This is a genomic window from Micromonospora sp. NPDC023869 (assembly GCF_055559695.1).
The window spans coordinates 13,054-24,788 of sequence record NZ_JBVHKD010000011.1; the positions used below are offsets into that span (position 1 = coordinate 13,054).

Here is an 11,735-nt window from a genome sequence, read left to right on the forward strand (position 1 = left end):
GGAACCGCCTCCGTATGATGCTTGCCCCAGAGCAAGTATCTTCGGAGGAACGACATGCCGGATGCGCCCACGGGGGTTTCGCGCGCCCTGCGCGAGGCTCCGCCCGATCGCGTGGTCGAGGCCGCCGACCGGGCCATCCGGTCGGTCCTGGGTGCCTCGGGCACCGTCGTGTTCGTCGCCGACTACCGGATCAGTGGCCTGTGGCCGGTGCTCGACTCGCGGCAACCGGATGCCGCCGCGCACGCCCTTCAGGGGCCGCTGCAACGCAGCTTCAGCAGTCAGCAGCCGGTCCGGGCCGGCGGGACCGACGGCCGGTGCCAGCTCTATCTGCCGCTGTCGGTGTGGGGCGAGCGGCTCGGCGTGCTGATGGTGGAGATGCCCGAGGAGCCGCCGGAGAGCGTGGTGCGCCGGGCCGCGGACATCGCCGGTGAGGTCGCGTTGGCGATGCACGCCGCCGACCGGGAGACCGACCGCTACCGGCGGGCACGTCGGCAGGAGCGCCTGAGCATGGCCGCCGAGTTGCAGTGGGAGCTGCTGCCGGGGCGCAGCGTCAGTCACGGCTCGTTCCAGTTGGCCGGTCAGCTCGAACCGGCGTACACGGTGGGCGGTGACCACTTCGACTGGTCGCTGGACGACGGCCGGCTCACCGTCACCGTGCTCAACGGCGACGGGATCGGGCTGACCGCCGCCCTGCTGACCGCGGTGACGGTGAACGCGATGCGCAACGCCCGCCGGTCCGGCGGCGGCCTGGTGGAGCAGGCCGAACTGGCCTCCGACACGGTCTACTACCAGCATCGGGGTCACCGGCACGTGGCCACCGTCCTGCTTGAACTGGACTGCGCCACCGGCCGGGTGCAGGCGGTGGACGCCGGTTCGCCGCACCTGTTGCGGCTGCGCGGCGGCACCGTGTCCCGGGTCCCGTTGGAGCAGCAACTGCCGTTGGGCATGTTCGCCGAGACCCGGTACGCGCTCCAGGAGTTCGCGCTGGACCCGGGGGACCGGTTGTTCGTGGTCTCCGACGGGGTGTGGGGCGCGGATCCCAGTGGCCGCGAGACGTACGGGGAGCGGGCGATGGCGCGGTCCATGCGGGCCACGCGGTTGCAGCCGCCGCCGGAGGCGGTTGGTACGGTGATGCGCGAGTTGCAGGCATTCCACGCGGACGCCGACCTGCGTGACGACGCCGTCGTGGTCTGCCTGGACTGGCACGGTGCCGACGGCCGGACGCAGGACTGACGGGCCTCGGGTGGTACGAGCGGGACAATCGCAGGGGACATCGGGTGGAGCGACCGAATCTCGCCGCGGCGATCGACGCAGCCGCTGAGTCGTTGGTGGGTGTCCTCGACTCCGCCGTCACCCGGCACCGGATGGCCGTGTCGCCGACCCAGTTGCGGGTGCTGTCGCTGCTCAGCAGCCGGCCGGAGACCAACATCAACGGTCTGGCGGAGCTGCTGGACGTCGTACCCTCCTCGGCCAGTCGGCTCTGTGACCGGTTGGAGGCGATCGGCCTGGTGCGCCGGGAGGCCGACCCCCGGGACCGGCGTGAGGTCCGCCTGACGCCCACCGCCGCGGCGGAGGTCCTGCTGGGGGAGGTGCGGTCGCGCCGCCACGATGCCGTGCGGGCGGTCCTGGAGCGGATGCCGGCGCGGGTGCAGCAGGACCTGCTGCGGGCCCTCAAGGCCTTCGGCCAGGCGGCGACCGCGGAGCCGCCGGACTCCTCGGCCCGCAGCGCCTGACGCCCCTTTCCATCTATCATCCTAGGATGCTCTAGCGGTGGTGACGGTGCTCACACCGCCACCGGACGAACATCACCGACAGGGGCAAGCCGAGCGGGTCGAGGCGGCACGGCAGCCCGCTATAGTGGCAGCGCATCCGACCGACCGGTGATCATCAACGGTGGGCGGCGGGCCAGGGCAGATCCCGGATCGGGGATCGCAGGGGGGTGCCGGCACCAGCCGGCCCGACAGCGCGCACGGCGTTCCATGGCGGACCCAGAGGCCGAGGTGGGGTCGCGTGCCGCGGAGGAGGTTCGGTGGCGCGTCGACCGGCTCGGGCAGAGCAACCGCAGGCCCCCGAGGCTGACGCGGGACGGTCCACCGACCGGGTCCTCACTCTGCCGAACCTGATCAGTTTCGTCCGTCTGCTGGGCGTCCCGGTCTTCCTGTACCTCTTCCTGGTGGCCCGCGCCGACGTGGCCGCGATCGTGGTGCTGGCGGTCGGCGGGACCAGCGACTGGGTGGACGGGTGGATCGCCCGCCGACTGCGTCAGGTCAGTCGCCTCGGCGAACTGCTCGACCCGCTCGCCGACCGCCTTTACATCCTCGCCACGCTGGTGGCGTTCACCGCGCGCGAGGTGGTGCCGTGGCAGTTCACCGCGGCGCTGCTGGCCCGGGAACTGCTGCTGGCCGGTTCGCTGGTGGTGTTGCGCCGCTACGGCTACGGTCCGCCGCCGGTGCACTACGTCGGCAAGACCGCGACGTTCCTGCTGTTGGCGGCCTTCCCGGCGCTGCTGCTGGCGGCCGCGGTGCCGGCCGCGTCGGCGGTGGCCGGTGCCGTGGGCTGGGCGCTGGCCTGGTGGGGTTTGGTGCTGTACTGGGCGGCTGGTGCGTTGTACGTGATCCAGGCGCGCCAGCTGGTCCGGGCGGTCGGTCGAGGAGAGACGGCATGAGCGAGCGCAGCGAGCGAGTCATCTGGCGCAGCGCGGTGGAGCCTCGTGCCGGCGCGACGCGTAGCGGAGCTTCGGCATGAGCGAGCGCAACCGGGGGTTCAGCCCGGACTTCCTCACCGAACTGTTCCAGAACCCGCTGGATCCGGGGTACGCCGATGCTGCGGCTCGCCGGGCGAAGACCGGGAAGCCGGCGCGTCCGGGGTGGTCGGTGGGGCCGATCACGCTGGTGGTCGTGTTGCTGTTGGGTTTCCTGTGCGCGGTGGCGTACCGGCAGACGATGGCGGAGGAGCCGGGGCGCGCGCAGGCGCGGTCGGGGTTGGTCGGGCAGATCAAGCAGCGGCAGGGTGAGACGGACAACCTGTCCGTGCGCGCCGACCAGTTGCGCGAGGAGGTGACCCGGCAGCGGGAGGCGGCGCTGGGTGGTTCGCAGGCGGCGCGGCTGCGGGACCTGGAGGCGCGGGCGGGCCTGGGTCGGGTACGCGGTGACGGTGTGGTGGTGCGGTTGGCCGACGGGCCGGACGGTGGGGAGTCGTTGGGCGGGGCGAAGGTGGGTCCGTCGCGGGTGCTCTACAGCGACCTGCAGGGGGTGGCCAACGATCTGTGGGGCGCCGGGGCGGAGGCGATCGCGATCAACGGTCAGCGGTTGACGGCGACGTCGACGATCCGGTCGGCGGGCGAGGCGATCCTGGTGGACTTCCGGCCGGTGACCGGGCCGTACGAGGTGTCGGCGATCGGTCCGGGGTCGATGCGCAAGGCGTACGAGGGCAGTCGGAGCGCGTTGACGATGCGTCGGGTGTCGCAGGCGAACGGGTTGTCGTTCGAGGTGCGGGACGCGGACCGGCTCACGTTGCCGGCGGCGCCGGAGCCGCGGCTACGCTACGCGGAGCCCGCGGTGAGTCCGAGTGTGTCGCCGTCGGGCGGTGACGAGTCGTCCGACTCGGGTACGTCACCCAGCCCTTCCGGAGGTGGTCGATGATCGCGGTGCTGGCTCTGCTGGCCGGTGTGGTGCTCGGGTTGTGGCTGGATCCGACGGTGCCGTCGGCGTTGCAGCCGTATCTGCCGATCGCGGTGGTGGCGGCGTTGGACGCGGTGTTCGGTGGCGTGCGGGCCAAGTTGGACCGGATCTTCGACGACAAGCAGTTCGTGGTGTCGTTCATCTCGAACGTGCTGGTGGCGGCGTTGATCGTGTATCTGGGTGACCAGTTGGGCGTGGGTGGTCAGTTGTCCACCGGTGTGGTGGTCGTGTTGGGGGTTCGTATCTTCGGCAATGTGGCGGCGATCCGTCGGCACCTGTTCCGGGCGTAGGTTGGTGTCGTGACTGACGAGCACACCGAGACCGGTACGGGGTGGCCGCAGCCGGCGGGTCCGGCCCGGCCGGGTGGGCCGGCTGGGGAGCCGGATCCGCGTCCGGACGCGCCGGATCCTGACGAGTTGAGTCCGTTGTCGCCGCAGGGGCGGCCGGAGCCGGGTGACGGCGAGTCGCCGGCTGTGCCGGCCGAGCCTGTCGAGCGGGATTCCGCCGAGCGTGAGGAGGCCGTCGAGCGGGACGAGGCGGCGGGCGGCGCGGCTGCGGCCGTTGCGGCTGGTCCGTTGCGGCGGTTCAGTTCGGCGGCGGTGATGATCGGTGTGCTGCTGGTGTTGCTGGGGTTCACGCTGGCGGTGCAGCTGAAGACGACGTCGACGGACTCGTCGTTGGCGGCGGCGCGGCAGGAGGACCTGGTCCGGATCCTGTACGACCTGGAGGCGCGGGAGATGCGTCTGCGGCAGGACATCACGACGTTGGAGGAGAGCCAGCGTCAGTTGCGCTCGGGTGAGCAGGGGCGTCAGGCGGCGTTGGAGGAGGCGACCCGGCGGGCGGACGAGTTGGGCATCCTGGCGGGTACGTTGCCGGCGCGGGGTCCGGGGTTGGCGGTGCGGTTCCAGGCGGGGCCGTCGAAGCCGATCTCGGCGAGTGGGGTGTTGGACGCGGTGCAGGAGTTGCGGGGTGCCGGTGCGGAGGCGATGCAGATCTCCGGTGGTGACCGCGCGTCGGTGCGGATCGTGGCGTCGACGTATTTCCTGGACGGGGAGAACGGGTCGTTGATCGTGGACGGGCGTCGGTTGACGGGTCCGTTCACGATCACGGTGATCGGGGATCCGTCGACGATGCGTACGGCGCTCAACATTCCTGGCGGGGTGGTGGCGGTGGTGGCGCGCGACGGCGGTAACGTGATCGTTGAGGATCGTGAGGTTGCCGAGGTTTCGGCGCTGCACGTGCCGAGCACGCTGGAACACGCCCGTCCGGTCTCGTGAGGCCGGGTGGGGCCGGCGCCGGTCGGTCCGGTGCCACCGATGGATGAGGACGCTGCTGGTGATTCCTGAGGAACTGCGTTACACCGCCGAGCACGAGTGGGTGACGACCGTGGACGGCGGTGCCGTGCGGGTGGGCATCACTCATTTCGCGCAGGACGCGTTGGGCGACATCGTGTATGTGCAGTTGCCGGAGTCCGGTGCGGTGGTGGCGGCTGGTGAGTCGTTGGGTGAGATCGAGTCGACCAAGAGTGTGTCGGAGATCTACGCCCCGGTGGGCGGTACGGTGTCGGCGCGCAACGAGGCGCTGGTCGACACGCCTGAGGTGATCAACACGGATCCGTACGGTGCGGGTTGGTTGGTGGAGATCTCTCCGACGGATCCGGCGACCGTGGAGGGTCTGCTGTCGGCGGACGCGTATCGCGAGTTGACCGAGAGCTGATCGGTTTCCCGGGCGGCGGTCGTGGTGTGTGCCGCGCGTCCGGTTGCCCTGTTTTTCGGCGCTGGCTAGGCTCGCCCAGTCGACCGAGAACCCAATTAGTTGTGCGTCGCGGACAGCCTTTCCGGGCACGGAGAGCCAGCCGCCGGGTGGTGTGTAGCCCGGCGGCCAGACCCGCCGTCTCCCGACGCCGACCGAAACAGATCCGTGAGGTGGTCCCCATGACTCGCCCAGGCGACGAGTTCCCCCCGCTCGACGTCACGTCGACGCTCAATCTGGGTTCGCTCGAGGAAGCGCTGGAGGGGCCGGACACCGATGTGGTGCCGAGCCGGATGTCCGGTTCGCTGCCGCCGGGGATGGCGCTGCTGGTGGTTCGTCGGGGTCCGAACGCGGGTGCGCGGTTCCTGCTGGATCACGACGTGACAACCAGTGGGCGGCATCCGGACAGTGACATCTTCCTCGATGACGTGACGGTGTCGCGTCGGCACGCGGAGTTCCACCGGGACGGTGGGACGTTCACGGTGCGGGACGTGGGCAGTTTGAACGGCACGTACGTGAATCGGGAGCGGGTCGAGGCGGCCACGTTGAGCAATGGTGACGAGGTGCAGATCGGCAAGTTCCGGGTCGTGTTCATCGCCGGTCCGCGCCCGGAGGGGGAGGCCGGCCGGGGGTGAACGAGCCTGCGGCTTCTCCGCCGTCCGGGGTGGGTCGTGCCCAGCCGTTGATGAGTATCGGCGAGGTGCTGGCCCAGTTGCGGGTGGATTTTCCTGACGTGACGATTTCGAAGCTGCGGTTCCTCGAGGCCGAGGGTCTGGTGGAGCCGCAGCGCACGGCGGCTGGTTATCGGAAGTACAGCTGGGACGACGTGTCTCGGCTGCGGTTCGTGTTGACCGCGCAGCGGGATCAGTATCTGCCGTTGCGGGTGATCCGTGAGCAGTTGGCGCAGTGGGATGCCGATGGTGCGGCGCCGGAGCGGTCGCGGCCGGCGTTGGTGGCGGTGGGGCCGGACGGTGAGGTGCCGGGGCGTGGCGCGGCGTCGTCGGTCGAGTCGGGTCAGGTGCGGCTGGATCGTACGCAGTTGGTGGCGCGCAGTGGGCTGGACGAGTCGACGTTGGCGGAGTTGGAGCGGCTCGGGTTGGTGGTGTCGGATCCGCCGGGGTGGTACGACGGGGATGCGTTGATCATCGCGAGGGCGGTGGCCGGTTTGGCGGAGTACGGGTTCCAGCCTCGGCATCTGCGGGGTTACCGGACGGCGGCGGATCGGGAGGTGGGTCTGTTCGCGCAGTTGGTGGCGCCGTTGGCGCGGCAGAGTGATCCGGCGGCGCGGGCGCGGGCGGCGGAGACGGCGCGGGAGTTGGTGGCGTTGTCGCAGCAGTTGCATGCGGCGTTGGTGCGGGTGGGGTTGCGGTCGACGTTGGGTCGGTGAGGTGCGTGTGCGCGCTGATCGGCGGGTTGGTGAGTGGCGTAGGCTTGCGGGGGTAACCCCTCTTCTGGGCACGGGCGTGGTGCGCGGAGCGCGTGAGATGGCCGTGTCGCGGTCCGTGTACCGTGCAGGGAAGGGCGCGGTGCGGCGTAGGTGACAACGACACGGAGGCGGCGGTGCGCGAGCTGAGCGTGGTCGGGGTTCGGGTGGAGTTGCCCAGTAACCAGCCGATCGTCCTGCTCAGGGAGGTCGAGGGTGACCGCTATCTGCCGATTTGGATCGGCGCGGTCGAGGCGACGGCGATCGCTTACGAGCAGCAGGGTGTCAAGCCGGCCCGGCCGTTGACCCATGATCTTCTGCGGGATGTGTTGGCGGCGTTGAAGGCGCCGTTGCGGGCGGTGGAGATCACCGAGCTGAAGGAGAACGTGTTCTTCGCCGATCTGTTGATCGGTGACGGGGTGCGGGTCTCGGCGCGGCCGAGTGATTCGATCGCGTTGGCGTTGCGGGTCGGTGCGCCGATTCGTTGTGCCGAGGAGGTCCTCAGCGAGGCGGGGATCGTGATTCCCGATGAGCAGGAGGACGAGGTGGAGAAGTTCCGGGAGTTCCTGGAGCAGGTGCGTCCGGAGGACTTCGCCGGTTGATCGGTGGCCCGGGTCGTGTGCCCGGGCCATGTGCGTGACCACCATCGTGGCGTCACGGTCGGTGATGGTGATGATCGTCGCTGTCGATGCGCGGCGTGTCGCGGCGGTTTCTCCGTGGTAACCCCTGGCGGTCGCTATAGGGTTGCCGTGTCGAGGGGTGCGCGTCCCGGAAGTGACGTGTCACCGCACTGACGGGGAGGTTGTCCGGATGCACGAGCCGCGAGATTCCGATCCGGTTGCGGAGTGGGACGAGTCGGGTGGGATGCCTGGTTCGGCGACTGACAGTGACGGTGCGGTGGGGTATCGGGGTGTGACGGCCTGCCACGCGGTGGGGATCAGTTACCGCCAGCTGGACTACTGGGCGCGGACGGCGCTGGTGGTGCCGAGTGTGCGCGACGCTTCGGGTTCGGGTACGCAGCGGTTGTACTCGTTCCGGGACCTGGTGGTGTTGAAGGTCGTGAAGCGGCTGCTGGACGCCGGGGTGTCGTTGCAGAACATCCGTAAGGCGATCGAGGCGTTGCGGTCGCGTGGGGTGGGGGACCTGGCGGGCATCACGTTGATCTCCGATGGGACGACGGTGTACGAGTGTCGTTCCCCGGAGGAGGTGGTCGACCTGTTGCAGGGCGGCCAGGGGGTGTTCGGTATCGCGATCGGTGGCGCGTTCAAGGAGATCCAGGGGTCGTTGTCGCATCTGCCGGCGGAGCCGGTGGGTGGCGTCGCGGAGCCGGAGCCCGAGGTCGCCGGGGACGGGGATCTGGTGGGCGACGAGTTGGCGGCGCGTCGGGCGCGTCGGCGGGCCGGCTGACCGGTCGTCCGCCCGCCGGGTGAGGGTTTTCTGCGCGCGATTCGTCGATCACGCTGTGTCTCGGGGTGGGCGGTGGGCGCATCGCAGGCCGGTGGTGTGTGAAGCGTGTCGGGGTGCTCCCGTCGGTCCTGCTCACCGGGGCGTTCTGTGCCGCTTGTCCGGCGTGACCCGATCGCCGGCCGGGTTCGCCGTCAGTGACCGCGAGGTGACGTCCCGCAGTCTCCTGTCCGGATTTCGTCACGCTGCGTGTGCGAGCGTTGGCGTTGGTGTGCTGTTCGGGACTGACGGGGACGGCGCGGCACGCTATCGTCCGACACGGTCCGCCTGACACCGCCCCGCGACGGCGGGGGTGCCTGCCGGCGGACGTCGCGCCGAAAGCCGCGCGTCTGTGCACTCTCTCCCCGGCGGAAGGACTGACCTGTGACGGTCGCCGACAAGACCACCCCCGTGTCGCACTTCGAGCGGATCGGCGGGGCCGGCGCGGTGCGGGCCGCCGTCGAGCTGTTCTACGACCGGGTGTTGGCCGACGCGGAGCTGGCCGGCTACTTCACCGAGGTGGACATGGCGGGCCAGCGTCGGCACATGGCGTTGATGCTGACTGTGGTGCTGGGCGGCCCGAACGAGTACGCGGGCCGGGACCTGGCCACCGCGCACCGACCGTTGGACATCCCGGTGGCGCACTACGTCCGGGTGGGTGAGCACCTGACGGCGACGTTGACGCAGTTGGGGGTGCCCGACGACGTCATCACCGACGTGCAGGCGGTGCTGGCGCAGGTGCAGGACCAGGTGGTGGCCGGCGGCGACCGGGCGGACTCCTGAGCCGTGGACGTCTCTCGCCTCAAGCGGAGCTGGGCGCTGGTCACCGGGCACGGCGACCAGGTTCCGCTGTACTTCTACTCGACGTTGTTCCTGACCCATCCCGAGACCCGGCAGATGTTCCCGACGAACATGGCGGGGCAGCGGGACCGGCTGGTGACCGCGCTGGGTCACATCGTGTCCCAGGTGGACCAGGTGGACCGGCTGGTGGGTTTCCTGCAGGACCTAGGCGCCGACCACCGCAAGTTCGCGGTGCGGGCGGAGCACTATCCGGCGGTGGGTGAGGCGTTGCTGGCGACGCTGCGGCACTTCCTCGGTGACCAGTGGACCGAGGAGCTGGCGCAGGACTGGGCGGCGGCGTACGCGTTGGTGGCGAAGGTGATGGTCGAGGCGGCGCAGGCCGCCGAGGCCGTGAATCCACCGTGGTGGGTGGCCGAGATCGTCGGCCATGAGCGGCGGGGCTTCGACGTGGCGGTGGTGACGGTGCGTCCCCAGTATCTGCTGCCGTTCACGGCGGGCCAGTCGATCGGGGTGTCGCATCCGGCGGTGCGGGCGTGGCGGTACTACTCGCCGGCCAACGCGCCCCGCCAGGACGGCACCCTGGAGTTGCATGTGCGGGCGGCGCCGGGTGGCGCGGTGTCGTCGCGGCTGGTGTACGGGTGTGCGGTGGGTGACCAGGTGCACCTGGCGGCGGCGGTGGGTGAGGCGTTGACGTTGCGGGCGGCCGGGTCGGCGGATCTGCTGCTGCTGGCCGGGGGGACCGGCTGGGCGCCGTTGAAGGCGTTGGTGGAGCAGGTGTCGGTGGAGGGGGCGGGCCGGCAGGTCGACCTGTACGTGGGGGCGCGGTCGCGGACCGAGTTCTATGACGGTGACCTGTTGGACAAGTTGGCCGCCTCGTATCCGTGGTTGCGGGTGACCCAGGTGGTGGGGGTGAACCTGGACCGGCCGGGGGAGTTCGTGCACCCGGTGGACCGGGCGCTGGCCGACGGCGACTGGCGGTCCCGCCACGTGTACGTGTGCGGGGCCGACGACGTGGTGGCGTACGCGGTGACGGCGTTGACCCGCGCCGGTTTCCATCCCGGGCAGGTGCATTACGAGGGTCCGGGTGCGCAGTGGTACGGCCCCGCGTGGCGTACGGCGATGCAGAGTCCGTCCGCCCCTGACGATTCCGGAGGTGCCCGGTGAGTGAGCCCCGCAGTGACCAGTGGCGGGCCGGTTCGGTGGGTACGGCCCCGATCGGCCGGTACGACGGCACCCCGGTGGCCGGGCGTGTGCAGGTGCGGTTGACCGCCGACCGGGTGCGACGGTGGGAGTTCGGGTCGGCGTCGTTTACCCGGCGCGGCTACGACCAGGGCGCGGTGGACCGGTTCCGGATGCAGGTGGCCGACGAGGTGGATCGACTCACGACGCGGGTGGCGGACCTGCGGGCGGAGAACGAGATGCTCACCGGCCACCTGGAGCTGCACCGGCACGGGGTGATCCCGAGTTCGGGTCCGTCCCCGCAGGCGCCGGCGGCCAAGGAGGTGAACCTGCTGTCGGCGGCGCAGCGGGAGGCCGAGCAGATCATCGCGCAGGCGCACGACTACGCGCGGCGGGTCGCCGAGTACGCCCGCACCCAGTACGAGAGCTATGTGCGGGCGGCCGTGGAGGAGGCCCGGCAGCAGGCGGAACGGGCGGTGCAGGACTATCGGGCGTCGGCGGGGCCGACGTTCGACGACGGGGTGGCCGCGCGGGAGGCGTTGCGGATCTACGGCGAGATGATGATCTCGCACATGCAGGCGGCGGCGCGGCACCTCGACGACGGCAGCGCCCAGTTGGCGCGCACGATGGAGCGCATCGGCGCTCCGGCGGAGGTGACCGCGTCCGCGGACCGGTCGTTGCCTCGCCACCAGCAGTCCTGACGCCTGGTCGTCGCGTCGAGGCGGAGTCCGGGCGGCGATCCGGCCGGGCCTCAGCCGTCGGTGTGGGCGGTCACCGCGGCGGTGACGGGGGTGGGGCCGGCGACGGTCTCCAGGGTCAGTCCGGCGGTGGCGGGGGCGTCGAGCAGGGCGACGAGGACGGCGGCCACGTCGGCGCGGCTGATCGGGCCCCGGGGCGCCTGCCGGTCGAGGGTGACGTGGCCGGTGGGCGGGTCGTCGGTGAGGCGGCCGGGCCGCAGCACGGTCCAGTCGAGGTCCCGGCGGGTCAGGTCGTCCTCGGCGGCCTTCTTGGCCCGCAGGTAGGCGACGAACACCTCGTCGGTGCCCGGGGGCGGGTCGCGGTCCACGCCCATGGAGGAGACCAGCAGGTAGCGGCGTACCCCGGCGGTGCGGGCGGCGTCGGCGAGCAGCGCGGCGGCGGCCCGGTCGACGGTGTCCTTGCGGGCGGTGCCGCTGCCCGGTCCGGCGCCGGCGGCGAAGACGACCGCGTCGGCGTCGGTGAGGTGTGCGGCGAGGTCGCCTGCGGTGACGTGTTCCAGGTCGGCCAGGACGGGCATGGCGCCGTCGGCGCGCAGCGCGGCGGTGTGGTCGGGGTTGCGGACCAGGCCCACCGGGACGTCACCCCGGGCGGCGAGGTCGCGGTGCAACAGTCGGGCGATCTTGCCGTGGCCTCCGGCGATGACGACACGCATGTGCCGAACCTATCCGCTCCGGGTGTGGTCCTGCCGCCGCCGGGTC

At 71.1% G+C, this 11,735-nt stretch carries 15 protein-coding genes; 14 read left to right on the forward strand and 1 reads right to left on the reverse strand.

Annotated elements, in window-relative coordinates; genetic code table 11:
- Positions 1-54 precede the first annotated feature (54 nt).
- The 14 genes from ACZ31C_RS25375 to ACZ31C_RS25440 all read left to right on the forward strand — a co-directional run bounded on the left by ACZ31C_RS25375 (position 55) and on the right by ACZ31C_RS25440 (position 10,979).
- Positions 55-1,233: a PP2C family protein-serine/threonine phosphatase gene (locus ACZ31C_RS25375; RefSeq protein ID WP_465797398.1), complete on the forward strand. Its 1,179-nt coding sequence runs from the start codon at positions 55-57 to the stop codon at positions 1,231-1,233.
- A 44-nt stretch (positions 1,234-1,277) separates the two neighbouring features.
- Positions 1,278-1,733, forward strand: coding sequence for a MarR family winged helix-turn-helix transcriptional regulator (locus ACZ31C_RS25380; protein ID WP_350694383.1), 456 nt, complete (start codon positions 1,278-1,280; stop codon positions 1,731-1,733).
- 296 nt (positions 1,734-2,029) lie between these two features.
- On the forward strand, positions 2,030-2,665 hold the full coding sequence (locus ACZ31C_RS25385) for a CDP-alcohol phosphatidyltransferase family protein (protein ID WP_465797399.1): 636 nt from the start codon (positions 2,030-2,032) through the stop codon (positions 2,663-2,665).
- A gap of 76 nt (positions 2,666-2,741) precedes the next feature.
- Positions 2,742-3,641, forward strand: coding sequence for a DUF881 domain-containing protein (locus ACZ31C_RS25390; RefSeq protein ID WP_465797400.1), 900 nt, complete (start codon positions 2,742-2,744; stop codon positions 3,639-3,641).
- Positions 3,638-3,970: a small basic family protein gene (locus ACZ31C_RS25395; protein ID WP_396746078.1), complete on the forward strand. Its 333-nt coding sequence runs from the start codon at positions 3,638-3,640 to the stop codon at positions 3,968-3,970. The genes ACZ31C_RS25390 and ACZ31C_RS25395 overlap by 4 nt, the downstream gene beginning before the upstream one ends.
- Before the next feature lie 9 nt (positions 3,971-3,979).
- Positions 3,980-4,957, forward strand: a complete 978-nt coding sequence (locus tag ACZ31C_RS25400; protein ID WP_465797401.1) for a DUF881 domain-containing protein — start codon at positions 3,980-3,982, stop codon at positions 4,955-4,957.
- A gap of 58 nt (positions 4,958-5,015) precedes the next feature.
- The gene (gcvH, locus tag ACZ31C_RS25405) at positions 5,016-5,396 is read left to right on the forward strand and encodes a glycine cleavage system protein GcvH (protein ID WP_465797402.1); all 381 of its coding nucleotides are present in this window, start codon (positions 5,016-5,018) and stop codon (positions 5,394-5,396) included.
- A 218-nt stretch (positions 5,397-5,614) separates the two neighbouring features.
- Positions 5,615-6,067 carry an oxoglutarate dehydrogenase inhibitor Odhl gene (odhI, locus tag ACZ31C_RS25410; RefSeq protein WP_093402417.1) on the forward strand — a complete coding sequence of 151 codons (453 nt, stop codon included), beginning with the start codon at positions 5,615-5,617 and terminating at the stop codon, positions 6,065-6,067.
- 50 nt (positions 6,068-6,117) lie between these two features.
- Positions 6,118-6,819 carry a transcriptional regulator FtsR gene (ftsR, locus tag ACZ31C_RS25415; RefSeq protein ID WP_465797403.1) on the forward strand — a complete coding sequence of 234 codons (702 nt, stop codon included), beginning with the start codon at positions 6,118-6,120 and terminating at the stop codon, positions 6,817-6,819.
- Positions 6,820-6,992: 173 nt separating this feature from the next.
- Positions 6,993-7,457 (forward strand): bifunctional nuclease family protein, encoded by a 465-nt coding sequence (locus ACZ31C_RS25420; protein ID WP_131299495.1) that lies wholly within the window; start codon positions 6,993-6,995, stop codon positions 7,455-7,457.
- 208 nt (positions 7,458-7,665) lie between these two features.
- Positions 7,666-8,262 carry a MerR family transcriptional regulator gene (locus tag ACZ31C_RS25425; RefSeq protein ID WP_465797404.1) on the forward strand — a complete coding sequence of 199 codons (597 nt, stop codon included), beginning with the start codon at positions 7,666-7,668 and terminating at the stop codon, positions 8,260-8,262.
- A gap of 420 nt (positions 8,263-8,682) precedes the next feature.
- On the forward strand, positions 8,683-9,081 hold the full coding sequence (locus tag ACZ31C_RS25430) for a group I truncated hemoglobin (protein ID WP_465797405.1): 399 nt from the start codon (positions 8,683-8,685) through the stop codon (positions 9,079-9,081).
- 3 nt (positions 9,082-9,084) lie between these two features.
- A complete protein-coding gene (locus ACZ31C_RS25435; protein WP_465797406.1) occupies positions 9,085-10,263 on the forward strand; it encodes a globin domain-containing protein in 1,179 nt (392 codons plus the stop codon).
- Positions 10,260-10,979 (forward strand): DivIVA domain-containing protein, encoded by a 720-nt coding sequence (locus tag ACZ31C_RS25440; protein ID WP_465797407.1) that lies wholly within the window; start codon positions 10,260-10,262, stop codon positions 10,977-10,979. The genes ACZ31C_RS25435 and ACZ31C_RS25440 overlap by 4 nt, the downstream gene beginning before the upstream one ends.
- Positions 10,980-11,029: 50 nt before the next feature.
- Here ACZ31C_RS25440 and ACZ31C_RS25445 read toward each other — a convergent pair whose 3' ends face one another.
- Entirely contained in the window at positions 11,030-11,689 is a 660-nt protein-coding gene (locus ACZ31C_RS25445; RefSeq protein WP_465797408.1) for an SDR family oxidoreductase, read from the reverse strand.
- Positions 11,690-11,735 lie beyond the last annotated feature (46 nt).